General features: G+C 72.4%; 24 protein-coding genes. 11 read left to right on the forward strand and 13 right to left on the reverse strand.

Going from position 1 to position 25,762, the window contains the following annotated elements:
- Nucleotides 1-24: 24 nt before the first annotated feature.
- The 3 genes from ACLJOU_RS34780 to ACLJOU_RS34790 are packed head-to-tail and all read right to left on the reverse strand — an operon-like array spanning nucleotide 25 to nucleotide 1,854.
- Complete coding sequence (locus ACLJOU_RS34780) at nucleotides 25-774, reverse strand: 3-hydroxybutyrate dehydrogenase (protein ID WP_410573497.1); 750 nt, start codon at nucleotides 772-774, stop codon at nucleotides 25-27.
- 49 nt (nucleotides 775-823) lie between these two features.
- Nucleotides 824-1,012: a DUF397 domain-containing protein gene (locus ACLJOU_RS34785; RefSeq protein ID WP_410573498.1), complete on the reverse strand. Its 189-nt coding sequence runs from the start codon at nucleotides 1,010-1,012 to the stop codon at nucleotides 824-826.
- On the reverse strand, nucleotides 1,009-1,854 hold the full coding sequence (locus tag ACLJOU_RS34790; RefSeq protein ID WP_410573499.1) for a helix-turn-helix domain-containing protein: 846 nt from the start codon (nucleotides 1,852-1,854) through the stop codon (nucleotides 1,009-1,011). Before ACLJOU_RS34790 ends, ACLJOU_RS34785 begins: the two co-directional genes overlap by 4 nt.
- An 87-nt stretch (nucleotides 1,855-1,941) precedes the next feature.
- Here ACLJOU_RS34790 and ACLJOU_RS34795 point away from each other — a divergent pair, with 87 nt between their 5' ends.
- Nucleotides 1,942-2,382 carry a hypothetical protein gene (locus ACLJOU_RS34795; RefSeq protein WP_410573500.1) on the forward strand — a complete coding sequence of 147 codons (441 nt, stop codon included), beginning with the start codon at nucleotides 1,942-1,944 and terminating at the stop codon, nucleotides 2,380-2,382.
- On the opposite strand, the gene ACLJOU_RS34800 is transcribed toward ACLJOU_RS34795, so the two are convergent.
- Nucleotides 2,336-2,728, reverse strand: a complete 393-nt coding sequence (locus ACLJOU_RS34800) for a VOC family protein (protein ID WP_410573501.1) — start codon at nucleotides 2,726-2,728, stop codon at nucleotides 2,336-2,338. The two genes, ACLJOU_RS34795 and ACLJOU_RS34800, sit on opposite strands and share 47 nt — an antisense overlap.
- Nucleotides 2,729-2,813: 85 nt before the next feature.
- Between ACLJOU_RS34800 and ACLJOU_RS34805 the strand changes: the two genes are divergently transcribed.
- The 3 genes from ACLJOU_RS34805 (at nucleotide 2,814) to ACLJOU_RS34815 (ending at nucleotide 6,387) form a co-directional block, all read left to right on the forward strand.
- On the forward strand, nucleotides 2,814-3,752 hold the full coding sequence (locus tag ACLJOU_RS34805) for a helix-turn-helix transcriptional regulator (protein WP_410573502.1): 939 nt from the start codon (nucleotides 2,814-2,816) through the stop codon (nucleotides 3,750-3,752).
- A 305-nt stretch (nucleotides 3,753-4,057) separates the two neighbouring features.
- Entirely contained in the window at nucleotides 4,058-6,124 is a 2,067-nt protein-coding gene (locus tag ACLJOU_RS34810; protein ID WP_410573503.1) for an AMP-binding protein, read from the forward strand.
- Nucleotides 6,124-6,387: a hypothetical protein gene (locus ACLJOU_RS34815; protein ID WP_410573504.1), complete on the forward strand. Its 264-nt coding sequence runs from the start codon at nucleotides 6,124-6,126 to the stop codon at nucleotides 6,385-6,387. Before ACLJOU_RS34810 ends, ACLJOU_RS34815 begins: the two co-directional genes overlap by 1 nt.
- On the opposite strand, the gene ACLJOU_RS34820 is transcribed toward ACLJOU_RS34815, so the two are convergent.
- A complete protein-coding gene (locus tag ACLJOU_RS34820; protein ID WP_410573505.1) occupies nucleotides 6,372-6,971 on the reverse strand; it encodes a GyrI-like domain-containing protein in 600 nt (199 codons plus the stop codon). The genes ACLJOU_RS34815 and ACLJOU_RS34820 overlap by 16 nt on opposite strands.
- Nucleotides 6,971-7,480 carry a PadR family transcriptional regulator gene (locus ACLJOU_RS34825; protein WP_410573506.1) on the reverse strand — a complete coding sequence of 170 codons (510 nt, stop codon included), beginning with the start codon at nucleotides 7,478-7,480 and terminating at the stop codon, nucleotides 6,971-6,973. Before ACLJOU_RS34825 ends, ACLJOU_RS34820 begins: the two co-directional genes overlap by 1 nt.
- Nucleotides 7,481-7,646: 166 nt before the next feature.
- Here ACLJOU_RS34825 and ACLJOU_RS34830 point away from each other — a divergent pair, with 166 nt between their 5' ends.
- The 6 genes from ACLJOU_RS34830 to ACLJOU_RS34855 all read left to right on the forward strand — a co-directional run bounded on the left by ACLJOU_RS34830 (nucleotide 7,647) and on the right by ACLJOU_RS34855 (nucleotide 15,285).
- Nucleotides 7,647-8,954: an SWIM zinc finger family protein gene (locus tag ACLJOU_RS34830; protein ID WP_410573575.1), complete on the forward strand. Its 1,308-nt coding sequence runs from the start codon at nucleotides 7,647-7,649 to the stop codon at nucleotides 8,952-8,954.
- 280 nt (nucleotides 8,955-9,234) lie between these two features.
- The gene (locus tag ACLJOU_RS34835) at nucleotides 9,235-10,620 is read left to right on the forward strand and encodes a DUF5691 domain-containing protein (RefSeq protein ID WP_410573507.1); all 1,386 of its coding nucleotides are present in this window, start codon (nucleotides 9,235-9,237) and stop codon (nucleotides 10,618-10,620) included.
- Nucleotides 10,617-11,702 (forward strand): ATP-binding protein, encoded by a 1,086-nt coding sequence (locus ACLJOU_RS34840; protein ID WP_410573508.1) that lies wholly within the window; start codon nucleotides 10,617-10,619, stop codon nucleotides 11,700-11,702. Before ACLJOU_RS34835 ends, ACLJOU_RS34840 begins: the two co-directional genes overlap by 4 nt.
- Nucleotides 11,699-13,882: a DUF5682 family protein gene (locus ACLJOU_RS34845; RefSeq protein ID WP_410573509.1), complete on the forward strand. Its 2,184-nt coding sequence runs from the start codon at nucleotides 11,699-11,701 to the stop codon at nucleotides 13,880-13,882. The genes ACLJOU_RS34840 and ACLJOU_RS34845 overlap by 4 nt, the downstream gene beginning before the upstream one ends.
- Nucleotides 13,879-15,087 (forward strand): VWA domain-containing protein, encoded by a 1,209-nt coding sequence (locus ACLJOU_RS34850; RefSeq protein WP_410573510.1) that lies wholly within the window; start codon nucleotides 13,879-13,881, stop codon nucleotides 15,085-15,087. The genes ACLJOU_RS34845 and ACLJOU_RS34850 overlap by 4 nt, the downstream gene beginning before the upstream one ends.
- A 75-nt stretch (nucleotides 15,088-15,162) precedes the next feature.
- Nucleotides 15,163-15,285, forward strand: a complete 123-nt coding sequence (locus ACLJOU_RS34855) for a 50S ribosomal protein L36 (RefSeq protein ID WP_410573511.1) — start codon at nucleotides 15,163-15,165, stop codon at nucleotides 15,283-15,285.
- 249 nt (nucleotides 15,286-15,534) lie between these two features.
- Here the strand turns inward: ACLJOU_RS34855 and ACLJOU_RS34860 are convergent, their stop codons facing one another.
- Entirely contained in the window at nucleotides 15,535-15,903 is a 369-nt protein-coding gene (locus tag ACLJOU_RS34860) for a VOC family protein (protein WP_410573512.1), read from the reverse strand.
- An 88-nt stretch (nucleotides 15,904-15,991) separates the two neighbouring features.
- On the opposite strand from ACLJOU_RS34860, the gene ACLJOU_RS34865 reads away from it, so the two are divergent.
- Nucleotides 15,992-16,621, forward strand: a complete 630-nt coding sequence (locus ACLJOU_RS34865) for a winged helix-turn-helix transcriptional regulator (RefSeq protein ID WP_410573513.1) — start codon at nucleotides 15,992-15,994, stop codon at nucleotides 16,619-16,621.
- Nucleotides 16,622-16,624: 3 nt separating this feature from the next.
- Here ACLJOU_RS34865 and ACLJOU_RS34870 read toward each other — a convergent pair whose 3' ends face one another.
- The 6 genes from ACLJOU_RS34870 to ACLJOU_RS34895 all read right to left on the reverse strand — a co-directional run bounded on the left by ACLJOU_RS34870 (nucleotide 16,625) and on the right by ACLJOU_RS34895 (nucleotide 25,724).
- Nucleotides 16,625-18,100, reverse strand: coding sequence for a flavin-containing monooxygenase (locus ACLJOU_RS34870; protein WP_410573514.1), 1,476 nt, complete (start codon nucleotides 18,098-18,100; stop codon nucleotides 16,625-16,627).
- Nucleotides 18,101-18,170: 70 nt separating this feature from the next.
- On the reverse strand, nucleotides 18,171-20,546 hold the full coding sequence (locus ACLJOU_RS34875; RefSeq protein WP_410573515.1) for a polysaccharide lyase 8 family protein: 2,376 nt from the start codon (nucleotides 20,544-20,546) through the stop codon (nucleotides 18,171-18,173).
- Between the two features lie 393 nt (nucleotides 20,547-20,939).
- Nucleotides 20,940-22,385 (reverse strand): aldehyde dehydrogenase (NADP(+)), encoded by a 1,446-nt coding sequence (locus tag ACLJOU_RS34880; protein ID WP_410573516.1) that lies wholly within the window; start codon nucleotides 22,383-22,385, stop codon nucleotides 20,940-20,942.
- 15 nt (nucleotides 22,386-22,400) lie between these two features.
- Nucleotides 22,401-23,528, reverse strand: a complete 1,128-nt coding sequence (locus tag ACLJOU_RS34885) for a hypothetical protein (RefSeq protein ID WP_410573517.1) — start codon at nucleotides 23,526-23,528, stop codon at nucleotides 22,401-22,403.
- A gap of 4 nt (nucleotides 23,529-23,532) precedes the next feature.
- Nucleotides 23,533-24,789 (reverse strand): glucarate dehydratase family protein, encoded by a 1,257-nt coding sequence (locus tag ACLJOU_RS34890; protein ID WP_410573518.1) that lies wholly within the window; start codon nucleotides 24,787-24,789, stop codon nucleotides 23,533-23,535.
- Nucleotides 24,789-25,724: a 5-dehydro-4-deoxyglucarate dehydratase gene (locus tag ACLJOU_RS34895; protein ID WP_410573519.1), complete on the reverse strand. Its 936-nt coding sequence runs from the start codon at nucleotides 25,722-25,724 to the stop codon at nucleotides 24,789-24,791. The genes ACLJOU_RS34890 and ACLJOU_RS34895 overlap by 1 nt, the downstream gene beginning before the upstream one ends.
- Between the last annotated feature and the right edge of the window lie 38 nt (nucleotides 25,725-25,762).

Raw genomic sequence — 25,762 nt, forward strand, 5'->3', positions numbered from 1 at the left:
GCGCGGCGGGTCCTGCGCGGGTCGTTATGCGGCGGTCCAGCCGCCGTCGAGGGGGATGGACGCCCCGGTGATGTGGCCGGCGTGCGGCGAGCACAGCCACACCACCAGGGAAGCGACGTCCTCGGGTTCGATGAGCTTCTTGATCGCGGCCCGCTTGAGGAGGACCTCGGCGACGACGTCCTCGCGCGGGATGTCGTGCTCGGCGGCCTGGGCGTCGATCTGACCGTCGACGAGCGGCGTGCGGACGTAACCCGGGTTCACGCAGTTGCTGGTGACGCCGTGCTCGGCCCCTTCGAGCGCGGCGACCTTCGAGAGCCCTTCGAGGCCGTGCTTCGCGGCGACGTAGGCGGATTTGAAGGCGGAGGCGCGCAGCCCGTGGACGCTCGACATGTTGACGATCCGCCCCCACCCCCGGGCGTACATGGCGGGGAGCGTGTGCCGGATGAGCAGGAAGGGAGCGGTCACCATCAGGGACTGGATGTGGGTGAACCGGTCGGGCGGGAAGTCCTGGATCGGCGCGACGTGCTGGACGCCGGCGTTGTTGACCAGGATGTCGACTTCGGCGGGCAGGGCGGCAATGGAGGCGGGATCGCTGAGGTCGGCAACGTGCGCCCAGCCCCCGACTTCGCCGGCGGCGGCTTCGGTGCGGCGCTCGTCGATGTCGACGACGTGCACCTTGGCCCCGGCCGCGGCGAGGGCGCGGACGCAGGCGAGGCCGATGCCGCTCGCACCCCCGGTGACGAGGGCGGTGCGCCCGTCCAGATCGCTGGTCATGGACGGGAACGGTAAGCGTGACCCCGGTCGCTAGCTATGTGTGCAACCGCTACAGCTTCGGAAGATCCAGTGGGTCAGGCGCACATAGGGTGACGAGGAAGGCGTCCCACGATCGGGTGGAGATTTCGAGGGTGCCGCCGGAGCGGTCCTTGGTGTCGCGGATTTTTGCCGCAGGTCCGAGCGCCACTTCGACACACTTGTCCTCTGTTGCGCTGTAACTGGACTTCCGCCAGATCATGCTGCCTCTCCCAGGTCGGCGATCACCTCCCGGATGAACTCGCCGCTCTCGTGCTCATTCATCGCCAGCGCCGCCATGTTCTTCGCCGCCGCGCGATAACTGGCCACCTGATCGTCATCGTAGAGGTAGGCGCTCGCCCGGTAGAGCTCGACGAAAACAATGGTCGGGAGCGCATCGAACTCGAGCACACCGAAGTTGTGGGTCACCGCCTGCGCACTGGCTCGTGCCGGAAGCACCTGAAGCCGGATGTTCCGTCGCATCGAAGCCCGCAGCAGGTGCCGAAGCTGCTCCGCCATTACCGGCACACCGCCGACCTCGGCTCGCAGAGCGCCTTCGCCGACCAGCACGTGGTAGTCCAGCGGGTAGTGCCTCGTCAGCACTTCGCGCCGCGCCATCCGCGCATGCACGATCCGCTCGATTCGCTCGGGCTGTTCCTGGTCGCTCAGCAGGGCCCGGATGTAGTCCGGAGTCTGGAAAAGTCCCGGGATCACCGCGGGCTCCCAGTCGAAGATCGCCGATGCCGCGCGCTCGTTCTCCGCGTAGCTGGAGGCGCGAGCCGCCACACCGGGCACCGCCTTCTCCAGCCAGCTCGGCTCGGCCGCGGTACGGGCCAGGTCCAGCAGCCTCGCCCGCTCCTCCGGCTCCACGACCAGCGCCCCCATCAGCAGCGCCACCTGCTCCACCTTGGGGATCCGCTTCCCGTACTCCCAGTTGGACAGTTCCTGCGCGTGCACGCCGATGATCCGGGCCAGCTGCCGCACTCCCAGGTTCCGCGCTTCCCGGCAGGTGCGCAGCCCGAAGCCGAGCGCTCTCGCCCGGGGTGTCGCGAAGGGTGTCGCCATGACCGCATTCTGTCATCGGGGTCCGGCATTTCCGCCGGGCCGCCCGGCGGCTGGTGTCGCGGATCCGCGTCAGGTTCGCTGCTGGTCATGGACCCGGACCACGCTCTTCTGACCCGTCTTCGCGACCTCGCGGAAACCCTCCCGGGCGACCTCGCCTGGCTGACCGGCCCGCCCCTGCGCGCGGACGGCCTGCGCGACCTCGGCGAGCGCCTCAGCTGCCTGGGTGCCGATCTGATCAGCCGCGCCGGCGTCCTCGACGAGATCGCCGCCGCCCGCCTGCCCGCCCACGGCTGGATTCCCGAATGCGGCCCGGAGCCGCGCCGCCGGCTCACCCACTACGTCGGCCGCGGCGAGGTGCGGCTCGGCCTGATCTACTTCGCGAGCTGCGGCGCGGGCTGCTTCCCCTTCTACGGCACCGATCCCGCGGGCAAGACCGCGCGGCACGAACGGTGCGAGAAGTGCGTCAAGGAGGCGTACCGGCTCATGAGCGTTCCGCCAGCACCGCGAGATAGTGCACGTTCGTCATGATCCCGAGAACGTTGCCGAACGGGTCGACGACCGACGCCGTCACGAACCCGGGACCGCGTTCGATGATCGGCTCGTACTCCTTCGCGCCCAGTTCCAGCAGGCGCGCGAAGGTGCCTTCGAGGTCGTCGACGTGCCAGCGGACGATCTCGCCGCCCGGCTCGGTGTACGCGAAGGGGGCGTACTCGCGGTCGATGATGCCCAGTTCGTGCTGGTAGTCGCCGATCCGGAACTCCGAGTACCCGGGCACTTCGAAGTACGGCTCGACCCCCAGGAACTCGGTGTACCAGGCCTTCGCGGCTTCGTGGTTCTCGGCGTAGTAGGTGACGGTGGCCATTCCTCGCAGCATGTCCTGCTCCTCTCCAGCGGTGTGGGCTCATCGTGCGGCGGAAAAGTGCTCATCCACTGACCACTTTGTTTGCCACACTTGGCCCGTGCGCGCCGACCGCCTCGTGGCCACCCTCCTGCTGATGCAGACCCGCGGCCGCGTCACGGCGGCCGAACTGGCGAGCGAGCTGGAAGTGTCCGTCGCCACGGCCCGCCGTGACCTCGAAGCGCTCTCGGCCGCCGGGGTGCCGGTCTACCCGCAGCCGGGGCGCGGCGGGGGCTGGCAGCTCGTCGGCGGCGCGCGCACCGACCTCTCCGGCCTGAGCGCGCGCGAGGCGCAGGCGCTCTTCCTCCTGGCCGGTCCGGCCGCGGCGGGCGCGCCGGAGGTCAAGTCCGCGCTGCGGAAGCTGATGGGCGCGCTGCCGGGCACGTTCCGCGCGGACGCCGAGGCGGCGGCGGACGCGGTCGTCGTCGACCAGGCGGGCTGGGGTGAGCACCCGAAGGAACAGCCGCCGATGGTCTCGCTGCTGCGGGACGCCGTCATCGCGCGGCGCCGGGTCCGCCTCGCCTACGCCGGGCGCGAGCGCTCCGAGCGGCTCGTGGACCCGTGGGGCCTGGTCGACAAGGACGACGTCTGGTACCTGGTCGCGGGAACGGCGAAGGGGCGTCGCACGTTCCGCGTCGACCGGATCGTCTCGGCCACCCCGACCGGCGAGCCCGCGGACCGCCCGTCGGACCTCGAACTCGCGGCGGTGTGGCGGGAGGTCGTCGAGGAGGTGGAGCAGCGCCGCTCGCTGCTCGGCGCGGTCGTCGTGCTCGACCGGCGGTACTTCGGGGTGCTCCGCGACCGGTTCGGCCGGCACTGCGAGCTGCTCGCCGAACTGCCCGGCGACCGGGTTCGCGCGCGGGTCGCGGCGCCGGCGCCGGTCATGATCGCCCAGGAGCTCGCGGGCTGGGGCGCGCTGGTCGAGGTGGAGGGCCCCGAGTCGGTGCGAGCGGAGCTGGCCCGGCTGGGCGCCGAGCTGGTTGACCGCTACGGAAAGTGATCATCCGCTGCCGCCACACTTCGCGCCTTTTTGTCGCGAATGCCCCATTCGGCGGCCCGGCTTCGCCCCGGACGGCGACGCGCCCCGCGCAACTCCGTCGTCGACCACGTCGAACGACTTCGGCGTCGCCGGGCCTGGTGAACGCCATTGATGGATCTACAATGGACTCTTCGCAGGCCCACTCGCAGTGTCCGTTACCCGCCGGTATCTGGCCGTTCGGAGTATCCTTAATCACCCGTTTGCTGCTATTGTGACGCCTCCGTGACCTGAACGTGCGTTCGGTGACACTTCGGTGAGGGCAGACAATGCGTGACGATGTGGTCGAAGCGAGTGCCGTGGTCGGGCACCCGCCGGACGTGGTCTGGCAGATCGTCGGATCGCCGGAGTGGTACTCGCGGTTCGTGCCGGAGATCAGCTGGTGCGAGATCCAGGAGCCGGCCGCGCGCGGGCGCGGCCCGAAGGGCGCGATCCGGATCGTCCCCGCGCGGGGACCGATGCTCGAGACGCAGATGCAGGCCGTGGTCCACCGGCCGGGCGAGCACGTCGTGTGGTGCGGGGTCCCGGACGAGGGCACCTGGGTCTCCCTGGAACTGAGACCGCTGGCCGGCGGGAAGACCGAACTGTTCGTGCGGATGATGCTGCCGCCGGCGCACCTGGACCTGGTCTCGTCGATCAAGAAGGACGTCCGTGCCCTCGCCCGGCGCCTCGACCTGCACCTGGCCGGGGAAGCCGACCCGGACGCCGACGCCGAAGCCAACAAGGCCACCAAGCTGCGCACCACGAGCATCCTGCTGCGCGCCGGCGTGCTCAGCGCCGGGCGGCCGGACAAGCTGGCGCGCCAGCTGAACTCCCTCGCGCAGTGGGGCGCCACGGTCGCGGGCGGCTACCAGGCCGCGGCGGCCCGCGTCCCGGACGAGCCCGCCCTGCACGACGAGCGCAGCCTCCGCACCTTCCGCCAGGTCCAGGAGCGCAGCGACCGCCTCGCCAACGCGTTGAGCGAACTCGGCGTCGTCGAGCGCGACCGGATCGCGCTGATGTGCCGCAACCACGCCGCGATGATCGAGTCGTTCGTCGCCGCCAGCAAGCTGGGTGCCGACGTCATCCTGCTGAACACCGGCCTGTCCGCCGCCTCGGTCAAGGACGTCCTGGCCGAGCACCGGCCGTCCGCCGTGCTGGCCGACGACGAGTTCGCGCAGACCATCGCGAACGTGCCCGGCGACTTCGCGCGGATCAGCACCTGGCCGGACGCCGACGCCGGTTACCCGACCGTCGACGAGCTGATCGCCGCCGCCCCCGCCGACCGCCCGAAGCCGGTCGAGCGGCCGGGCCGGCTGATCGTGCTGACCTCCGGCACCACCGGGACGCCGAAGGGCGCCCGCCGTCCCACGCCGAAGGGGCTGGGCACGGCCGCGGCGATCCTCGACCGGATCCCGCTGCGCGCCGGCGACCGGCTGCTGGTGGCGGCGCCGCTGTTCCACACGTGGGGCCTCGCCGCGATGCAGATCGGCATGGCGCTGCGGGCGTCGCTCGCGCTGATCCGCAAGTTCGACGCCGAAGAGACGTTGCGGACGATCGCCGAGCAGAAGTGCGACGCGCTGTTCGCCGTGCCGATCATGCTGCAGCGGATCATGGACCTGCCCGAGCGGATCCGCTCGCGCTACGACCTGTCGTCGCTGCGGATCGTGGCCAGCAGCGGCTCGGCGATGTCCGGGTCGTTCGTGACGTCGTTCATGGACACCTTCGGCGACGTCCTCTACAACTTCTACGGCTCGACCGAAGTGTCCTGGGCGAGCATCGCGGACCCGGCCGACCTGCGCGCGGCCCCGACGACGGCCGGCCGCTGCCCGCTCGGCACCCGGCTGGCGATCCTGGACGAGGACCGCAAGCCGGTACCCCCGGGGGGCGAAGGCCAGATCTTCGTCGGCAACGACATGCTGTTCGAGGGCTACACGAGCGGCACCGACCCGGCCCGCGCGGCGGACATGATGGCCAGCGGTGACGTCGGTTACCTGGACGCGGCGGGCCGGCTGTTCGTCACCGGCCGGGCCGACGAGATGATCGTCTCGGGCGGCGAGAACGTGTTCCCGCGCCCGGTGGAGGAGGCACTGGTCGCGCTGCCGGGCGTGCACGACGCCGCGGTGGTCGGCGTGGCGGACGCGGAATGGGGCCAGCGCCTGGCGGCGTACGTCGTCCCGCGCCGGGGCGCATCGCTGCACGCGGAGGACATCCGCCAGTACATCCACCACCGCCTGGCCCGGTTCGCGGTGCCACGGGACGTGTACTTCGTGCCGGACCTGCCGCGGAACGCGACGGGCAAGATCCTCAAGCGGCTCCTCCACGACGACACCTGGCCGGCGACCAGCGAGTACTGATGCCCGAACACACGCCGGACGGCCGGTACATCGTCGTGAAGGGCCGCCGCTGGCGCGCGACGGACCCCGAAATCCCCGACGACGTCCGCGACCGCCTGCAGAAGCACCTGATGGCGGCCCGGCGCGTGCAGGACCGCGCGCGCACCCAAGTAGCGAAGGTGGCGTTGGGCGAGCGCGGTGAGCCCTGGTGGGAGCAGTCGTCCGCCCAACGCCGCGCGCGGTGGGAACGCGGCCTGGCCGAGCTGGATCAGCCGACCGGCTGACGCAGCACGGTCTTGAGCTTCGCCGGCTCGGTCCGCCGCGGATCGCCGAGGTAGACCTCGTGGTGCAGGCCGGTGAGCTTCAAGCCTTGCTCCGCAACGTATTCGTCGTGCAGGCGGGCGAGCAGCGGGCCTTCGTCGTCGTACGAGCCGACGTGCAGCGCCTGCGCGCACCGGCCCTCGTGCAGCTTCTCGAACCGGACGGGCGCATCGATCTTCTTCTTGCGCCACACGGTTTCCCGGGCTTCCTCGACCGCGTCCTCCCCGATCCAGGGCGGCTGCGCGATCAGCATCGTCCACTGCCAGGAGTCCTTGGCGCGCACGGTGAACGCCGTGTAGTCGTCCGCCCACCACAGCCCTTCCAACGGGCCCACGACGAAGTCCTCACCGCGCTGCTTCGCCGAAAACTTGATCGTGTACGCGAAGGCGTAGAGCGCTTCGACGGCCTTCTTGTGGCTCTCCGCCGTGTTCGGGTTGCCGCGGCCGTCGATGGCGAGGAACCGCTGCTCGGGCACGTCGAGCAACGCCCAGTCGCGGTTCTTCGGAGCGTAGAGCTCCTTCAGTTCCTTCTTGATGTCGTACGGCATCAGCTCATCCCTTCCAGCCACCGGGCTTCCGCCTCGAGCTGCGCGATGGAGTAGTCGAAAATCGCCCGGACGAACGGCGGGGCGTGGTCCTGTGCCGCGGCGGCCTGCCGGACCTCGGCCAGCCGTTGCGCGACCGCTTCGGCGCGCCGGGCCAGCGCCGCCGTCAGCCGTTCGGGTGGGATGGCCGGGGTGTTGGCCAGCCCCACCAGCACCGGCTGGTGCATCGGCCGCAGCTCCGCGATGGCCGCTTCGGCGGCCGCCGCACACGCCGCGCGGCCCGCTTCGGTGGCCGTGAAAGTCTTCTTGGCCTTGGCGTGCGCGCGCTCCCCCTCGACCTCGGCGACCAGACCGCGGTCGCGCAGCTTGCCCAGGACGTAGTAGATCGAGCTGAAGCCGAGCGCCGTCCAGTCGCGCATGCCGCGCTCGGAGACGACCTCGTCCAGCTCGTAGCCGTGCCTCGGCCGCTCGGCCACCAGGCCCAGCACCGTCAGCTCCGCGTCGGTCAGCACGGGCATACTCTAGCACTAGAATAGCCGCCTGCCGGAAATCGTCGGTGATATCCGGGGCTTCGCCCCAGGTCGGGGGCTCCGCCACCCGAGCCCCCCGAAAAATGTCGGTGGGTGCTGGCATGCTTCACCTCGAACCGGAAAGCGAGGGAGAACAGTGGGGGGACAGGTGGTGACGGCGGTGCCGTGGACCGCGGAACGCGTGGCCGGGCTGGCGCCGGATCCCGCTTCGGAGAAGGCGGGCCGGGCGCTCGCCACGCCGGCGAAGTGGTCGGGCGCGGGTGCGTCCGAAGACGCCGTGTGGGGCTTCTGCCAGGGCAGGGGCAAGAAGCCGTACCAGACGTGCGTCGAGCTCGCCGAGCCCGCGTTCCGGTGTTCCTGTCCCAGCCGGAAGTTCCCGTGCAAGCACGCGCTGGGGCTGATGCTGCTGTGGTCGGCCGGGCGGGTTTCCCCGGCCGAGGCGCCCGAATGGGTGCACACGTGGCTGGCCGAACGAGCCGATCGAGCCCGTCGCGCCGAGAAGCGCGCGGAGGCGGCCGGCCCGAAGGACGAGGAGGCGGCCGCGCGACGCGCTTCCGAGCGGGTGGCCCGCGTCGAAGGCGGCGTCGCGGAGCTGAAGGTGTGGCTCACCGACCGGATCGGGGCGGGGTTCGCGGGCTTCGAGCGCAACGGCGACGAGGAACTGCGCACGGTGGCCGCCCGGATGGTCGACGCCCAGGCGCCGGGCCTCGCGGGCGGCCTGCGGCGGGCAGCCGGCGTCGTCGGCCGCCGCGACTGGCCGGAGGCGCTGCTGGCCGAGCTGTCCCAGCTGTACTTGCTCGCGGACGCGGCCACCCGCCTGGATTCACTGCCGCCCGCGCTGGCGGAGACGGTCCGCACGCGCCTGGGATTCTCGGTGGAAACAGCCCGCGTGCTGGAGAGCGGCGAACGCGTCGCGGACGACTGGCTGATCACGGGCGCGGCGGACGACGAGAACGACCGGCTGCTCACCCGCCGCACGTGGCTGCGCGGCCTCGGCACGGGCCGGGACGCGCTGGTGCTGTCGTTCGCGCCACCGGGCCGTCCCCTGGATGGGTCGTTGCCACCGGGCCACCGGTTGACGGCGGAGCTGGCGTTCTACCCGGGCGCGGCCCCGCTGCGGGCCCTGGTGGCGGAGCGCGGCATCCCGTTGGCGGCCCCCTCGGCCGAGGGCGGCTCGATACCGGAGGCGTTGGCGGCGTTTTCCCAGGCGATGGCGGCGGACCCGTGGCTGGAGCGCTGGCCGGTGCTGCTGTCGGGAGTGACCCCGGCGGAGCACGCGAGCGGCTGGTGTCTGTCCGAAAAGGACGGAACGGCGATGCCGCTGGTCCCGTACGCGTTCCCGTGGTCACTGCTGGCCCTGTCGGCGGGCCGCCCGCTGACGGTGGCGGGAGAGTGGAGCCCGGCGGGCCTGCGTCCGCTGACGTGCTGGCACGAGGGCCGGGCGGTGCGGCTGTGAAGTTCTCCGCCCGCCCGACCGCGCTCGGCCTTCCGGCCGGGCAGCGCGCACCCGCGCTCGGCACCCTCGACTCGCGACCGGCGAAAACCGCGAGCGCGCTCCACCGAGCCGCGCGCCGCCGCCCCAGCGCGGCCGCCGAGCCGCGCGCCAACCCGACACAGCCCACTCACCCGGCCACCCCGCCCACGGAGGCCGCAACTCCACCCCACCAACCCGCGCTCGACTCGGCCCGAGCCGTTGTTCCTTGCCCCACCGACCCCCTCCGAAAGGCGGTGAAGCCGTGAAAGCCTGGGAAGATCTCGTCGGCACCGCCCTCCTCGGCACCCGGCGGCGCACCCTCGACCCCGCGGCCCAGCCCCCCGCCGTCCGGGACCTGATCGCCGACCGGACCGAACCCGCCGAGCAGTTGCTCGCCGCCGCGGCCGTGCTCGCCACCTACCGGCGGGCCGGGCGGCAGCCACTGCACGACGTCCGGCCACTCCCCGTCGCCGCCGCCGACGAACGCCCCTTCGTGCCGCCGCTCGCGCGGGAACGGCTCGGGCGGCTGCTCGCCGCCAGTCACCCCGATCTGCTGCTCGAGTGGCTCGGCATCGTCGCCGGCACCGAGTACCGCGTCCCGCCCGAAACCCTGCCGCTGCTCGCCGAAGCCGCGCGCACCAAGGCCGCTCTGCGGGGACCGCTGGTCGCCGTGGCCGGGCCGGTCGGGGCCTGGCTCGGGCAGCGGAACCCCGACTGGGCCTTCCTCTCCGCACCCGCGGAAGAGTCCGGTGACGTCTGGCAGTACGGCAGCCTCGCCCAGCGCCGCCGCTGGCTCGCCGGCAAACTCGCCGAAGACCCCGAGGCCGCCCGGGAAGCCCTCGCCGCCTCCTGGAAGAGCGAACCCGCCGACGTCCGGGCCGACTTCCTCGGCGTGCTCGCCGGGCACGTGCGCCCCCAAGACGAAGCCTTCCTCGAAGCCGCGCTCACCGACCGCGCCGCCGCCGTGCGCGAACAGGCCGCCGAGCTGCTCGGCCGGCTGCCCGGCACGCGCTACGGCGAAAGCATGGCCGAACGGCTGCGGCCCCTGGTCCACCGCCGCAACCGCGTCCTCATCATCGCCCTGCCGCCCGGCGAACGCGGCGACGGCACGGTCCGGCTGCGCACGCTCGTCGCCGCCGCGCCCCTGTCCTTCTGGGCCGAGTTCGGCCCGCCGGCCGAGGTCGTGCGGATGACCGTCGAAGGCTGCCCGGCCGCCGTCCTGCGGGACTCCTGGGCCACCGCGGCCCTGCGGCAGCGCGACGAAACCTGGGCGCAGGCGCTCATCGGCGCCGACCCCGGCGGCCGCACCACGCCACCCCTGCTCGGGGTGCTGAGCCCGGCCAGCCAGGCCACCACGGTCGGGCACCTGATCGGCCGGCTGCCCGTCGAATCCTTCGCCCGGCTGGTGCACGAACTGCCCCGGCCGTGGACGAAGGAGCTCGGCACCGCGCTGCTCGACTGGATCGCCCGCCAGGACGACCACCGGCTGGTCTCGCACGCCGCCGTCGTGATCGCCCGCGCGGTCCCGCCGCAGTGCCTGCGCCACCCGCTCGCCACCACCCGGCTGACCATGGACGCCGGGCCGTGGCGCCGGGCGCTCACCGAAACGCTGAACTTCCGCCGCGAAATGTACGAGGAGCTCGCATGACCGCCCCCACCGTCCTCCGGCCGCACGCCGAACAGGACCACGCCGCCGAGCTGGCCGCGCTGGCCGCCGCCGACGAGCGGGCCAAGCCGCCGAACTGGAACCTCTCGCCGTGGGCCGTCGTCGAGTACCTGCTCGGCGGCACCCTGCCCGACGGCACCGTGATCACGCCCAAGTACGTCGGCCCGCGGCGGCTGATCGAGGTCGCCGTCGCCACCCTGGCCACCGACCGCGCCCTGCTGCTGCTCGGCGTGCCCGGTACGGCGAAGACGTGGGTCTCGGAACACCTCTCCGCCGCCATCAGCGGGGATTCGACGCTGCTGGTGCAGGGCACCGCGGGCACGTCCGAGGAGTCGATCCGCTACGGCTGGAACTACGCCCGGCTGATCGCCGAAGGCCCGAGCGCCGCCGCGCTCGTCGAAAGCCCGGTGCTGCGCGCGATGCGGGACGGCAAACTCGCCCGGCTCGAGGAGCTGACCCGCATCCCGGCCGACGTCCAGGACTCGCTGATCACCATCCTCTCGGAGAAGACGCTGCCGATCCCGGAGCTGGGCACCGAGGTGCAGGCGCGGCCCGGCTTCAACCTGATCGCGACGGCGAACAACCGCGACAAGGGCGTCAACGAGCTGTCGAGCGCGCTGCGGCGGCGGTTCAACACGGTCGTGCTGCCCCTGCCGGACAGCGCCGAGGCCGAAGTGGAGATCGTCAGCAGGCGGGTCGCCGAGCTGGGCGCCTCGCTGCAGCTGCCCGCGGAAGCCGCCGAGCTGGCCGAGATCCGCCGGGTCGTCACCGTCTTCCGCGAGCTGCGCTCGGGCCGCACCGAAGACGGCCGCACGGCGGTGAAGTCGCCGTCCGGCACGCTGTCGACCGCGGAGGCGATCAGCGTGCTCACCGGCGGGCTCGCCCTGGCCGCCCACTTCGGCGACGGCGTGCTGCGCCCGCACGACATCGCGGCGGGCATCCACGGCGCGGTGGTCAAGGACCCGGTGGCCGACCGCGCGATCTGGCTCGAGTACCTCGAGACCGTGGTGCGCGAGCGCGACGGCTGGGCCGACTTCTACCGGGCGGGCCAGGAAATCTCGTGACGGCCACCCACCTGCTCGGCATCCGCCACCACGGCCCGGGGTCCGCCCGGGCCGTGGCAAGGCGGCTCGCCGAGCTCGAACCCGACGTCGTGCTGATCGAAGGGCCGCCCGAAGCCGACGCCCTGGTCGAGCTGACCGAAGACCCGGCGATGCAGCCCCCGGTCGCGCTGCTGGCGTACGCGACCGACGACGTCTCGCGCGCCGCGTTCTGGCCGTTCGCCGTCTTCAGCCCGGAGTGGCAGGCCCTCACCTACGCCCGTGAGGCCGGGATCCCGGTGCGGTTCTGCGACCTGCCGGCCGCGCACACGTTCGCGGCGCCGCCGGACGAGCACACCGGCCCGCCGGTCGACCCCTTGGCCCTGCTGGCCTCGGCCGGCGGTTACGACGACCCGGAACGCTGGTGGGACGACGTGGTCGAGTCGCGGCGGGCCGCCGAGAGCCCGTTCGAGGTGATCGCCGAGGCGATGACGGCGGTGCGGGAGGACGAAAAGCCGCCGCAGGGCAACGAAGCCCGCCGCGAGGCGTACATGCGGTCGGTGCTGCGCCGCACCCGCAAGGACGGCTTCGAGAACATCGTCGTCGTCTGCGGCGCCTGGCACGTGCCCGCGCTGGCGGACCCGCTGCCGCCGGCGTCGCACGACCAGGCCGTCCTCAAAGGACTGCCGAAGCGGAAGGTCGCCTGCACCTGGGTGCCGTGGACGCACGGGCGGCTCGCCACGGCCAGCGGTTACGGCGCGGGCGTCCGGTCGCCGGGCTGGTACCACCACCTCTTCACGACGGCCGACGACGTCACCACGCGCTGGCTGACCCAGGTCGCCGCCGTGCTGCGGGAAGAGGACCTGCCGGTCTCGACCGCGCACGTCATCGAGGCGGTCCGCCTCGCCGAAACCCTCGCGACGCTGCGGGGCCGCTCGTCGGCCGGGCTCGCCGAGGTCATCGAAGCCACCCGATCGGTGCTGTGCGGCGGCGACGAGGTGCAGGTCGAGCTGGTCACGCGGCGGCTGGTGGTCGGCGAGCGGCTCGGCGAGGTGCCCGACCGGGTCCCGCAGCCACCGCTGGCCGCGGACCTGACCGCGACGGCGAAACGCCTGCGGCTCAAGAAGGACCCGGTCGTCAAGGAGCTGGACCTCGATCTGCGGACGCCGGGCGGGCTCGACCGGTCGAAGCTGCTGCACCGGCTGCGGATCCTCGGCATCGAATGGGGCAGTCGGGAGGCGTCGGCGCGGCGGAACAAGGGCACCTTCCGCGAGACGTGGGCGCTGGCCTGGGAGCCGTCGTTCGAGGTCGACCTGGTCGCGGCGGCGGTGTACGGCACCACCGTGCCGTCGGCGGCCACGGCCGCGGTGCGCGCCACCGTCGAGGGCACCCCACCGTTGGACGAGGTCACCACGGCGGTCGAGAACTGCCTGCTCGCCGACCTGCCCGAGGCGTTGCCGGAGGCGCTCGCGGCCCTGGACGCCCGGGCGGCGGCGGACGCGGACGTCGCGCGGCTGATGTCCGCGCTGCCCGCGCTGGCCAGGGCGACGCGGTACGGGAACGTCCGCGGCACCGACACCGCCGCGCTGCGCGCGGTCGCCGACCGGATGCTGGACCGGATCTGCGCCGGCCTGCCTCCGGCCGCCCACGGCATCGACGACGACGCCGCGGCTCGGCTGGCCAAGCTGGTCGACGGCGTGCACGACGCGACCTCCCTGCTGGGCGACGAGCCGAAGGACCGCTGGCTGGCGGCGCTGGCCCGGCTGGCGGAACGGCCGTCGCTGCCCCCGCTGCTGGCCGGGCGGCTCACCCGGATCCTGCACGACGCCGGGCTGTTCGACGCGCTCGACGTCGAACTGCGGCTGGGCCGGGCGCTCACGCCGGGCGTCGTCCCGTCGGCGGGCGCGGCGTACGTCGAGGGCTTCTTCGACGGCGGCGCACTGCTGCTGGTGCACGACGAGGGCCTGCTGCGGGTGATCGACGCGTGGCTGGCGGCGATCCCCGCCGACGTCTTCACCGAGGTGCTTCCGTTGCTGCGCCGCACGTTCGGCGCGTTCAGCGGGCCCGAGAAGCGGGCGATCGGGCAGCGCGCGGCCGGGCTCACCGGTGCCGCGCGGGCGGTGCCGGTGGCCGACGAACTGGACGAGGACCGGGCCGAGCGCGTGCTGCCGGTCCTGGCGACGCTCTTGGGGGTGGGAGCATGAGCACCGCCGACGGACTCCCTCCCGCGGAGGCGGCAATCGACACCGCGCCCGACCGGGTACGGCGCTGGCGGCTGGTGCTGGGCGGCGATGGCGCCGGGCCCGGGACCGGGCTCGAGGACGCACAACTGTCCGATGAGGACAGTGGCGTGGACGCGGTTTTGGCCGCCCTCTACGACAAACCCGACGAAGAAGCCACGGGCGGCCCGCGCAGTGCGAACCTGGGCGCCTCCGCGCCGCGGGTCGCGCGCTGGCTGGGCGACATCCGCCGCTACTTCCCCAGCACCGTCGTCCAGGTGATGCAGCGCGACGCGGTCGACCGGCTCGGGCTCACCCGGATGCTGCTGGAAAAGGAGCTGCTGTCGGCGGTCGAGCCGGACGTCCACCTGGTCGGCACGCTGCTGTCGCTGAACGGCGTGCTGCCGGAGGAGACCAAGGAGACCGCGCGCGAGGTCGTCCGCAAGGTCGTCACCGAGCTGGAGGAGCGGCTCGCCGAGCGCACCCGCGCGGCGATCCGGGGCGCGCTGGACAAGGCGTCGCGCACGCACCGGCCGCGGCCGGGTGACGTCGACTGGGCGCGCACGATCCACGCGAACCTCAAGCACTACTCCCCCGACCTGCGCACGATCGTCCCGGAGAAGCTGATCGGCTTCGGGCGGCGGCAGCAGGCGGTGCAGCGGGACGTGGTTCTGGCCGTCGACCAGTCGGGCTCGATGGCGGAGTCGGTGGTGTACTCGGGGCTGTTCGGCGCGGTACTGGCGTCGATGCGGGCGCTGAAGACCTCGTTCGTGGCGTTCGACACGGAGGTCGCGGACCTCACCGAGCACCTCGCCGACCCGGTCGACGTCCTGTTCGGCACCCAGCTGGGCGGCGGCACGGACATCAACCGGGCGATCGCGTACTGCCAGAGTCTGGTCGAGCGCCCGGAGCGGACGCTGCTGGTGCTGATCAGCGACCTCTACGAGGGCGGCGACGAAGAGGAACTGCTGCACCGGATGGCCGAGCTGGCCGGCGCGGGGGTCCAGGTGGTGACGCTCCTGGCCCTGTCGGACTCGGGCGCGCCCTCGTACGACCACGAGAACGCGGCAGCCCTGGCCGAGCTGGGCATCCCGGCCTTCGCGTGCACCCCGGACCAGTTCCCGGACCTGATGGCCGCGGCCATCCGCGGCGACGACCTGCAGAGCTGGGTGGCTCGCGCGAGCAGCTGAGTTGCGGAATGAAACTGACCGGCGGCCGGTTGAAGAGGACGTGGGACGCAGCTCCCGCAGGAAGGACGGCTCGCCATGAAGGTCCGCAGCTCGATCCGCTCGCTCGCCCGCCAGCCGGGTGCCCAGGTCATCCGCCGGGGGACGAAGGTGCTGGTGATCAACAAGGACAACCCGCGCTCGAAGGCCCGCCAGGGCTGACGCGCGACAGACGCACCCAGGCCCCGGAACCCACGCGGTTCCGGGGCCCACCCGTGATTGGAGGGGCATCACCGTGATGCCCCTTCAATCACGCGTGATGCCCCTTCAATCACGCGTGATGCCCCTTCAATCACGCGTGATGCCCCTTCAATCACGCGTGATGTCCCTTCAATCACGCGTGATGGCTTCCTGATCACGTGTGACGTCCCTTGGCGCACCCTCAGCAGCACTCGAGGCCCCTCCGGCTGATCAGGCCGGACCTGCCAGGCCGACCAGGTTCCCCTCCGGGTCGATGAAGTGGGCGACCACCAGGTCCCGCCCCGGGGCGCGGTCCGGGCCCATCCGGCGGGTGCCGCCGAGGCGTTCGGCCTCCGCCAGCGCCGCCGCGACGTCCGGGACTCCCACGTAGAACACCACGTGGCTCTCGTGGCCCGCGCCGCCGCCGACGCCGCCCGGGATGCCGTCCGGCTGCACGAACCCGTACTCGCCCGGCTCCGACACCTGGTCCGACACCGGGCCGGACGTGTCGAACCGCCAGCCGAACAGCTCGCCGTAGTACCCGCGCAGGCGCGCCGGGTCGGTGCCGATGATCTCGAAGTGCACGACCGGTCGGCCCATGACCGTTCCTTCCTCTCGACGTCCGAACGCGGCCCACCGTACGCGCTGGCAGTTGTTAAAAACAACTACGTACTTGTACAGTCAGACCATGCCGACGAGCCGCAGCTACGGGGACGCCTGCACGATCGCCCGCGCGCTGGACGTCGTGGGGGAACGCTGGGCCCTGCTCGTGGTGCGCGAGCTGCTGCTCGGGCCGCAGCGGTTCTCCGACGTCCGCCGCGCGCTGCCGGGCGCCAGCTCGAACCTGGTCACCGACCGGCTCCGCGAGCTCGAAAACCACGGCGTCGTCGCGCGCCGGAAGCTGCCGCCGCCGGCCGCGTCGGCCGTCTACGAGCTCACCGAGTGGGGTCGCGAGCTGGAACCGGTCCTCCTGGCGCTGGGCGCGTGGGGCGCGCGCGTCCCGCGTCCCCCGCCCGCGTCGCTGAACGTCACGTCCGTGCTGCTGTTCCTCCGCGGATCCGCCCGCCCGCGCGGCACCGCCTGCTACCGCGTCGAACTCGACCCTCGCGTGTGGACGGTCCGCACCGAGCCGGGCCGCCTGACGGTCGAACCGGGCGAACCCGGCGCCCCGGACGCCACGATCCGGACCGATCCGGCGACGCTGAACGCCCTGCTCGACCGGCCGGACCACCTCGACGACGCCATCGAAAAGGGCCAGGTCACGGTCGACGGCGACCGGGACGCCGTCCGCCGCCTGCTGCGCGAACGCGAGAGCTGAGCCTCAGCCCGCCGCGGTTGCCCGGTCCTCCGCGCGGCCGAACCGCAGCACGCCGTCGTCCACGCGGCTGAACCGCATGTCCGCCAGGTCCAGCAGGTAATTCTGGCGCATCATCCAGGGCCGCCGCCCGCCCTGCTTCGGCAGGCCCGCGGCGGCCCGCTTGATGTACCCGGACTGCAGGTCCACGATCGGCCGCGGCCGGCCCGCGCCCGCCGCCGAGGTCGCGTCCGGCACGCAGAACGCGTAGCCGGTGCGGTCCAGGTACGCCAGCAGGCGGCAGACGTACTGCGACGCCAGATCCGCCCGCAGCGTCCACGAGCTGTTCGTGTACCCCACGCACCACGCCAGGTTCGGCACGCCGCCGAACATCGTGCCCTTGTACGCGCGCTGCTCCCCCGGGTCGAGCTCCCGGCCGTCGACCGTCAGCGAAATCCCGCCGAACGCCACCAGGCGCAGACCCGTCGCCGTCACGATGACGTCCGCCGGGAGCGAGCGGCCCGATTCCAGCGCCACGCCGGACGGCGTGAACCGCGTGATCCGGTCCGTCACGATGTCCGCCTTGCCGGACCGCAACGCCTGGAACAGGTCGGCGTCCGGCACCAGGCACAGCCGCTGGTCCCACGGGTCGTACGAGGGCACGAAGTGCGGATCCACCGGGATCGACGCCGGCAGCTGCGCCGCCACGCGCTTGCGCAGCACCAGCGCCGCCCGGCGCGGCAGCCGCCGCATCAGCTGGAAGAACACCGTACCCAGCACGACGTTCTTGCCGCGGACCACGCGGTGCGCCAGTTTCTCCGGCAGGCGCGCGCGGATCCGGTCGGCGAGCGCGTCCCGGCCCGGCCGCGCCACGATGTACGACGGCGACCGCTGCAGCATCGTCACGTGCGAAGCGCGTGCGGCGAGCGCGGGGACCAGCGTCACCGCCGTCGCGCCACTGCCGATCACCACGACCCGCTTGTCCGTGTAGTCCAGCGAATCGGGCCAGTGCTGCGGGTGCACGATCTCGCCGGCGAACTCGTCCCGGCCCGGGAAGTCGACGACGTGCCCCGACTCGTAGGAGTAGTAACCACTGCACAGGTACAGGAAGCGGCAGGTGAACGTCGCGCCGTGCGCGGTCGAGACCGTCCACCGCGCGTCCGGTGACGACCAGGACGCCTGCGTGACCCGGTGACCGAAGCGGATGTGCCGGGTCACGCCGAACGTCTCGGCCGTCGAACGGATGTAGCTCAGGATCGACGGTCCGTCGGCGATCGCCTTCGGGTCCTTCCACGGCCGGAACGGGTAGCCGAGGGTGAACATGTCCGAATCCGACCGGATGCCCGGGTACCGGAAGAGGTCCCAGGTTCCGCCGATCGTGTCACGCGCCTCGAGCACGACGTACGTCTTGCCCGGCAAGCGTTCCTGGAGCCGGCAGGCCGCGCCGACGCCGGACAGGCCGGCGCCCACGATCAGGACGTCCACGTGCTCGGCGACAGTCATGCCCGGCAGCCTAACGGAGGTGGGGACCCCGCCGGACCGGGTCGGGGCACCGGCCCGGCGGGAAGCCTGCCTACAACGCGACCACCTTCGTGGCGCCGAAGGTGCCCTTCAACGGCACTTCGACCGACCGGCCGCGGACCGTGACCGTGACGCTGTCCTGCAGCTGCGTCGGATCCGACACCGCGAGCTGGGTCCGTGCTCCGCAACGGCCGACCGCGACCGACGCCGGGCCCGACACGGTGACGTCGCCGGCCGAGCCCGCGGCGAAGAAGTTCGCCAGCACCGTGCCGCCGATTACCCGGATCGCCTGCACCACCGGGGTGTTCGCCAGCACCCGCCACGCCCAGGACGCGGTCAGCGTGTCGATCACCGAAGCCCCCGGCAGTACCGCGTACGCGTACTTCGCGTCCGTCGGCTTCACCCCGTGCTCCAGGACGAGCTTCTGGTACCGGCGCGTGTTCGGCGTCGTGGTGCCCTTGGTGTTGGCGCCCGTGTCGATGTCGCGCCACGCACCCGTCCGGTCTTCGCGCAACGCCGTCACCGAAGCGTCGTCGAGGAGCACGTACCCGCCGACGTTCTCCAGGTGCGCCCAGCGCGGTCGCCGCAGCACCGAAGCTTTGCCGAGGTCGGTGGCCACCCGACGGCCGTCGGCCAGCAGCACGCCGCGGCCGCCCTCGCCGAGGTTGCGGTTCTCGATCGTCGTGCGGACCGCGGCGGACGACGTGCCGGTGATCCCGGCGCCCAGGCAGACGATCCCGGCCGGGGTGAAGAACCACGACTTCTTCGCGACCAGCGAGCCGTCCCAGTTCCTGAAGTCGAACGCGTAAGCGCCGTGGCGCGCGTCCCAGCGGACGCCGCCCGTGTGCGCGTTCGGGCCGACCGGCACCCCGCCGAACTTGGGGTCGACCGGGCCGTCGTGCTCGGTCGTGCCGGGCAGCAGCAGCGGGTCGACCGTCGGCCAGTAGGCGTCGGTGTAGTGGCCCTTGGCGTTCGGCAGGAACGTGTAGAGCACGCCGTCGCCGACGTGGTAGCCCTTGAGGTTCTGGCCGTTGATGGCTTCGTAGCGCGAAATCCGCGTCGAGCTGACCCCCAGCGACGCCGACCACCCTTCGGTGACGTGCACCAGCCGGTCCTGCTGGCCGAAGATGCGGTGGGTGGCCTCGACCCGGGCCGGCCGCGCGCCCGACGCCAGCATGTCCTGCGCGAACTCGATGCCCGGCGTCGCCACCAGGTCCGGGCCGGGCGCGAACCGTTCGGGGTCCGGGATCTTGAGGAACGGCGCGTACGTGCCTTCCTTGAGCCACTTCGCGGCGAGGGCGTTGAGGTCGGTCTTCGTCTTGCCGGCCGCCGTCCGGGCCAGCACCAGCGTCGCGACGGTGAGCTGGTGGCCGATGTCGTGACCGGTTTCGCCCTGGCGCGACAGCATCCGCCCGCGCACCGGCTCCATCAGCGCGCCCGCGTAGACGAACGGCGCGAAGCTGTCCGCGACCAGCGCGTAGATCTTGTCCTTCAGCGGCTGCGGTAGCGCGTACTCGGTGCCCTGCGTGACGTGGATGGCGCCGGCGAGCGCGGTCAGCAGCACGATGCCGTAGTGCCCGGGGTACGGGATGGTGTCGTGCTGGATGAAGGAGCCGTCGACGTGGAAGCCGTCGCCCGCCGCGCGGTCCAGCTTCGCGACGACGCTCGCCGCGCCCCCGCCGGCGACGTCGGTGAGCGCGTCGATGCCGGTCCTGATCCAAGCGGTGTCGCCGAGCAGCGCGCCCGCCACGATCGAGATGAGCGCCTTGTCCGCGCGGTTGGCGCCGGTTTCGACCACGGACGTGTTGTTGGCGCGCAGGTTCGGGTTGCCGACGAACCGCTTGACCGGCTTGAGGTACCGCGCGAGCTGCTCGGCGGTCAGGTGGTCGGCGACCACCGACAACGTGTGCAGCAGGTAGTACGGGATGCCGATTTCGTAGGTGTACCAGTTGCCGAGCTCGCCGACGTTCTCGTTGTACTGGCTGGTGTAGATGAGTTCCAGGGCCGCCTTGATGCGGTCGAGCACGACCGGGTCACCCGACAGTGCCCCGCCCGGCGTGCCCCAGTCGACGGCGATCGCACGCAGCCGCGCGTACATCGACGTAGTGTAGTCACTGCCCGGGACGAGCGGCAGGTCCGTCCACAGTGGAGCACCGCCGCCGGCCACGGACAGGCTGGCGTTGTAGGCCTTGGCGACGCGGCCGAGGTTGGCCAGGGCTTCGGCGCGTTCCGGCGACGGCCGGTGGATGCCGGTCTGCAGCTGCCGGTAGGCGGCGACGATGGGCGCGGTCGCGGCGGGCACCGCGCTCCCGGGTGCGGCCGCGGGTGCGGTGGCACCGCTCGCGGCGAAGGCCGGTCGGGTCAGGAGCACGGTGGAAGCGGCCGCCAGGGCACCGCCGCGCAGGGCATTTCTCCGGTTCACGGGCATGGCAATGCCTCCCAAGAAGACATCCTCGGCTTACGGGGGAATTTCGGTTGTGCGGCGGCGGAGTCGGTTTTTCGGGTCGCCCTCGGGGTTTGGTGGTCCTGAGGGTGACGTCTTCGGCTCTCGGCACCGGAAACTGTTGGTGCCGAGCGATAGAGTGGAACCAGGGGGCGCCCCCGCGGGTCCGGTGCTTGCGATCGGTGAGGTCGGGACGGTGGCGCGAGGTCGGTGGCGCCGGAAACTGTCGGTGCCGAACGGTAATCTGGAACCGGGAGGCGCCCCCGCGGGCCCGGCGGCCCGAGGAGCGGCGGCGCCCCGAGAGGAGCAGTGGCGCCGGCAACTGTCGGTGCCCGCCGGTAGTGTGGAAACCGGGGGGCGCCCCCGCGGGTCAGTCGATCAGCGGGTGCCGTCGGTGCGGCGGGGCAGCTGCCAGGGGTTCGCCTCCTGCAGGGGTTCGGGCAACAACGCGTCCGGGAAGCCCTGCCAGGCGATCGGGCGCAGGAACCGCTCGATCGCCGCGGTTCCGACCGAAGTCGTCGTCGGGGCCGTGGTGGCCGGGTACGGGCCGCCGTGCTGCTGGGCCCAGCTCACCGTCACGCCGGTGGGCCAGTCGTTCCACAGCAGCCGGCCGGCGATGCGGGCCAGTGACGGCAGCACCGGCCGCAGCCAGTCCACATCGGACTCTTCGCCGTGAATGGTGGCGGTGAGCCCCGGTTCGAGCACCTCCAGCAGGCGCAGCAGCTCGGCCTGGTCGGCGTACGTGACGATCAGGGACGCCGGCCCGAAACACTCCTCGTGCACGGTGTCACCGCCCTCGAGGAACTGCTTGCCCGTCGTCGCCAGAAGGGTCGGGGTGAACGGGGAATCCGCCGAAGACACGACCTCCACACCCGGGACCTTCCGCAGCTCGGACAACCGCGAGGCGTACCCGGCAGCGATGCGGTCGTTCAGCATCGGCTGGGCGACCGCCCCGGAAAGCGCCGCCCGCAGCGTGTCGGTCAGGCCGTGGTCCTCCGGCAGGAACAGCAGGCCCGGCTTGGTGCAGAACTGGCCGGCGCCCAGGGTGAACGACCCGGCGTACCCCTTCGCCACGGCCTCCCCGCGCGCGGCGATCGCGGCCTCGGTGACCACGACCGGGTTGACGCTGCCCAGCTCGCCGTAGAACGGGATCGGCCGCGGCCGCGCGTTCGCGATGTCGAACAGCGCCCGGCCGCCGGGGATCGAGCCGGTGAAGGACGCCGCCGCGATCCGCGGGTCCTTCAGCGCCGTGACGCCCTCCTCCTGGCCGAAGATCACGTTGAACAGCGCCGCGGGCGCGCCCGCCTTGATCAGCGCCTCCCGCACGACCGACCCGGTCTGCGCGGACAGCTCCGGGTGACCGGGGTGGGCCTTGAGGACCACCGGGCAGCCCGCGGCCAGCGCGGACGCCGTGTCCCCGCCCGCGACGCTGAACGCGAACGGGAAGTTGCTCGCCGCGAACACCAGCACCGGCCCGATCGCCGTCTTGACGCGGCGGATGTCCGGGCGCGGGCCCATCGGCCAGTCCGGGTCGGCGTGGTCGACGGTGGCCCCGAGGTATTCGCCGTCCGCGAGGACCTCGGCGAACAGGCGCAGCTGGAAGGTCGTGCGCTTCAGCTCGCCGGCCAGCCGCGGCGTCTCGGGCAGGTGCGTCTCGGCGTGCGCCAGCGGGACCAGTTCGCCCGCGGCGGCGTCGAGGGCGTCGGCGACGGCGGTCAGCCAGCCGGCGCGTTCGGCCGGGGTGGCTTCGGCGGCGGGACGAGCGGCTTCCGCGGCTCCCGCCAGGATCTTCTCGAGCGTGGCGGCGTCAGTGGCCTGGCTCATGTGGGGTACAGCTCCTCAGTTCTCATGGGCGGCGGCGGTGGCCGTTTCCAGGTCGGGCCAGCGACCCGGACCGGCCAAGCCGAGGTGGTACAGGTGCAGCTCGGCGGCCCCCGCCTTGGCCAGCTCGCCGACGTACGCGGCGATGTCCGGCACCGGCGCGGCGGCGACCGCCGTGATGTAACTGCCGATCGCGACCCGTTCGGGCAGGGCCTCCCGGGCCGCCGCGACGGCCTCGGCACCCGTGGCGGGGGCCCACCCGAACAATACGACCGCGTCGACGTCGTCGGGCGCCGACGGCGTCAACCCGGGCAGCGCGCCGGTGACCCACGGGTCCAGGGCGCCGTGCAGCACGATCCGGATGCCCGGCGGCAGCGCGGTCAAAACCGCCGTTCGCAGGTCGTCGGTCGCCCGCTGCCGGACCCGCAGCAGCATCTGGGTCAGCTCCGGCGGCAACCGGTCACCGGTGATCCCGAGGTCACCGGTGGCGATCAGCCGCCGGACCTCCTCGACGAGCTGGGCCCGGACGGTCTCCGCATCGATGTCCCACGCAGCGGCGCAGGCGTCGCAGCAGCAGATCGACAGCAGCCGCGCCACCGCGGGCGCCCACACGCCGTCGGTCTTCTCGTGCTGGTGCTGGTGCACCGCGCCGAGCGGGCCGCACGCCTCGAGGATCACCGACGCCAGCTCCAGCCCGGCGACCGAATTCGCGACCACGGCAGCGGCGTACTCGCGCACCTCGGGCCGCGAAGGGCACAGCGCCCACGGATAGCTCTCGCCGAAGCAGTTGCGGACGACGACGTCCGGGTGCTCGTAGCCCAGCTGGGAGTTGTGGGTCAGGACGATCCACGCGGCGGCCGGGATCCCGGCCTCGTTGAGCAGCCGGACGGCGTCACCCCCGGAATCCGGCCCCGCCACCCAGTCCGGAGTGGACGGACGCAGCCCGCCCCACCCGTCGGCCACCGGGCGGTAGAACGCCGCGTGCCGCGCCACGACGGCCGTCCGGGACGGCGACCAGGGCGTCGCCGCCCGTGCGCTGTGGTACGACAGCGCCACGGCCACTTCGTCCACGCCGAGCGCCTGGACCCGCGCGGCGAAACCGGATTCCAGAACGTCCCACGGGTAGGCGTATCCCGTCACCTTCACCGGCTCACCACCTCGCCGTGTTCGGCTCGAACCCGGGTACGTACCGGCGCATGTAGGTCACGTCGTCCCGTTTCTTCAGTCCACATCGGACGTAGTTCTCGTGCAGGCGGGCCAGCGCGTCCTCGTCGAGGGTGATCCCGAGCCCGGGAGTCGTGGGCACCGCGACGGCACCTTCGCGGAACTCCAGCACACCGGGCTCGATGACGTCCTCGACCTTCCACGGCCAGTGCGTGTCGCACGCGTAGGTCAGGTGCGGTGTCGCCGCGGCGACCTGCACCATGGCGGCCAGGCTGATCCCGAGGTGGCTGTTGGAGTGCATCGACAGGCCGACGCCGAAGCTCTCGCACGTCACCGACAACGCCTGCGTGGCGCGCAACCCGCCCCAGAAGTGGTGGTCGGACAGCAGCACGCCGATCGCCCGCGCCCGGAACCCCGGCTCGATGTCACCGTGGTTCACCACGCACATGTTGGTGGCCAGGGGCATCGAAGCTTCGGCCGCGACCTGCGCCATGCCCTCGATGCCCGGCGTCGGGTCCTCCAGGTACTCCAGGACACCGTCGAGCTCGCGAGCCACCCGGATACCCGTCTCGACGGTCCAGGCGCCGTTCGGGTCGATCCGCAGCGGGTGCCCGGGAAACGCCTCGGCCAGGGCGCGGACGCCGTCGACCTCCTGCGCGGGCTCGTAGACACCGCCCTTGAGCTTGATCGAGCGGAAGCCGTACTCGTCGATCATCCGCTTCGCCGAGCCGACCAGCGTCTCGGGCGTGGTGATCTCGCCCCAGGTGTCCTCGCGGCCGTCGACGTGCTTGCCGTACTTGTAGAACAGGTAGGCGGAGAACTCGACGGCGTCGCGGGCCTTGCCGCCGAGCAGGTCGGTCACCGGACGGCCCAGGTAGTGCCCCTGCGCGTCCAGGCAGGCGACCTCGAACAGCGAGTACACGCTCGCGATGGTCTTGCGGATGGAGAACCCGCCGATCAGGCCGTGCGCGTCGGTCAGCACCGTGTCCGACAGCGCCTCCGCGACCAGCCGCTGCAGGCCGGGCAGGTCGAACACGTCGTGGCCGCGCAGCCGCGGCAGCACCTTGCGCACCTCGCCGAGGAACGCTTCGTCGCCGTAGGATTCGCCGAGCCCGACGATTCCGTCTTCGCACTTGACCTGCACGACGCTGCGCAGCGCGAACGGCTCGTGCACGCCCATGACGTTGAGCAGCGGCGGATCGGCGAACGCGACCGGGGTCAGCACCACGTCGAGGATCTGCATCAGCCGAGCCCCTTCAGGGTCACGAAGCCGTCCTCCACGACCTTCTCGAGCCGGTGGATCTGCTCCGGCGTCGGCTCGACCAGCGGCGGCCGCACCGGGCCGACCTTGTCGCCGCGCAGCCGGGCGGCGGCCTTGACCAGCGAGACGGCGAAGCCGGGCGTCTCGTCCCGCAGCGCCACCAGCGGCAGGTAGAACCCGGTGAGCAGGGCGTCCATCACCCGCGTGTCACCCTCGCCGAGCGCGCGGTGGAAGCGGTGGGCGATCTCCGGGGCGAAGCAGTGCACCGCCGAGGAGTACCGGGCGACGCCGATCGCGGCGTACGCCTTGGCCGAGACCTCCGCGGTCGGCAACCCGTTGAAGAACAGGAAGTTCCGCGACCGCTCGGTGTCCAGCGACCGGATCGCGGTGACGATCCGGGTCATGCACTCGACGTCGCCGTAGCCGTCCTTGAGGCCGACCACCGACGGGATGTCCAGCAGGGAAGCCGCCGCCGGCGCGGTGTACACGCCGGTGCCGCGGTGGTAGACGATGACCGGCACGGACGAGTCGCCGACGGCGTAGCGGACGAAGTCCACCAGCCCCGAAGACGGCCCGGTGACCAGGTACGGCGGCAGCAGGAGGACGCCGTCCGCGCCGCCCTCCCCGGCCGCCGCGATCCCGGCCCGCGCGGCCGCCGCACCGCCCCCGGCGCCCACCCAGACCGGGACGCGGCCGGCGGCCACCTCCCGGGCCCGGGCGAGCACCGAGGCGACCTCGGCGGGCGAGAGCGAGCTGAACTCGCCGGTGCCGCACGCGACGAACAGCGCACCGGCGCCCGCCGCGATGTGGCTCTCCACGTTCTCCGCGAGCGCGTCGAGGTTGACCTCGAGGTCTTCGGTGAACGGGGTGAGGGGGAACGCCAGCAGGCCGTCCAGCTCGATCTCGTTCTGTGCCATCAGTTTTTGCTCTCTCGTTCCTTTTTCGGGTTCGGCCG

This window comes from Amycolatopsis sp. cmx-4-61 (assembly GCF_046548775.1).
Classification (GTDB): domain Bacteria; phylum Actinomycetota; class Actinomycetes; order Mycobacteriales; family Pseudonocardiaceae; genus Amycolatopsis.

Excerpts from the sequence above, each read along its gene's own strand:
- ACLJOU_RS34780 (WP_410573497.1), bottom strand. The coding sequence starts at position 774 with ATGACCAGCGATCTGGACGGGCGCACCGCCCTCGTCACCGGGGGTGCG.
- ACLJOU_RS34785 (WP_410573498.1), bottom strand. The coding sequence starts at position 1,012 with ATGATCTGGCGGAAGTCCAGTTACAGCGCAACAGAGGACAAGTGTGTC.
- ACLJOU_RS34790 (WP_410573499.1), bottom strand. The coding sequence starts at position 1,854 with ATGGCGACACCCTTCGCGACACCCCGGGCGAGAGCGCTCGGCTTCGGG.
- ACLJOU_RS34795 (WP_410573500.1), top strand. The coding sequence starts at position 1,942 with ATGGACCCGGACCACGCTCTTCTGACCCGTCTTCGCGACCTCGCGGAA.
- ACLJOU_RS34800 (WP_410573501.1), bottom strand. The coding sequence starts at position 2,728 with ATGCTGCGAGGAATGGCCACCGTCACCTACTACGCCGAGAACCACGAA.
- ACLJOU_RS34810 (WP_410573503.1), top strand. The coding sequence starts at position 4,058 with ATGCGTGACGATGTGGTCGAAGCGAGTGCCGTGGTCGGGCACCCGCCG.
- ACLJOU_RS34815 (WP_410573504.1), top strand. The coding sequence starts at position 6,124 with ATGCCCGAACACACGCCGGACGGCCGGTACATCGTCGTGAAGGGCCGC.
- ACLJOU_RS34820 (WP_410573505.1), bottom strand. The coding sequence starts at position 6,971 with ATGCCGTACGACATCAAGAAGGAACTGAAGGAGCTCTACGCTCCGAAG.
- ACLJOU_RS34840 (WP_410573508.1), top strand. The coding sequence starts at position 10,617 with ATGACCGCCCCCACCGTCCTCCGGCCGCACGCCGAACAGGACCACGCC.
- ACLJOU_RS34850 (WP_410573510.1), top strand. The coding sequence starts at position 13,879 with ATGAGCACCGCCGACGGACTCCCTCCCGCGGAGGCGGCAATCGACACC.
- ACLJOU_RS34855 (WP_410573511.1), top strand. The coding sequence starts at position 15,163 with ATGAAGGTCCGCAGCTCGATCCGCTCGCTCGCCCGCCAGCCGGGTGCC.
- ACLJOU_RS34860 (WP_410573512.1), bottom strand. The coding sequence starts at position 15,903 with ATGGGCCGACCGGTCGTGCACTTCGAGATCATCGGCACCGACCCGGCG.
- ACLJOU_RS34865 (WP_410573513.1), top strand. The coding sequence starts at position 15,992 with ATGCCGACGAGCCGCAGCTACGGGGACGCCTGCACGATCGCCCGCGCG.
- ACLJOU_RS34870 (WP_410573514.1), bottom strand. The coding sequence starts at position 18,100 with ATGACTGTCGCCGAGCACGTGGACGTCCTGATCGTGGGCGCCGGCCTG.
- ACLJOU_RS34875 (WP_410573515.1), bottom strand. The coding sequence starts at position 20,546 with ATGCCCGTGAACCGGAGAAATGCCCTGCGCGGCGGTGCCCTGGCGGCC.
- ACLJOU_RS34880 (WP_410573516.1), bottom strand. The coding sequence starts at position 22,385 with ATGAGCCAGGCCACTGACGCCGCCACGCTCGAGAAGATCCTGGCGGGA.
- ACLJOU_RS34890 (WP_410573518.1), bottom strand. The coding sequence starts at position 24,789 with ATGCAGATCCTCGACGTGGTGCTGACCCCGGTCGCGTTCGCCGATCCG.
- ACLJOU_RS34895 (WP_410573519.1), bottom strand. The coding sequence starts at position 25,724 with ATGGCACAGAACGAGATCGAGCTGGACGGCCTGCTGGCGTTCCCCCTC.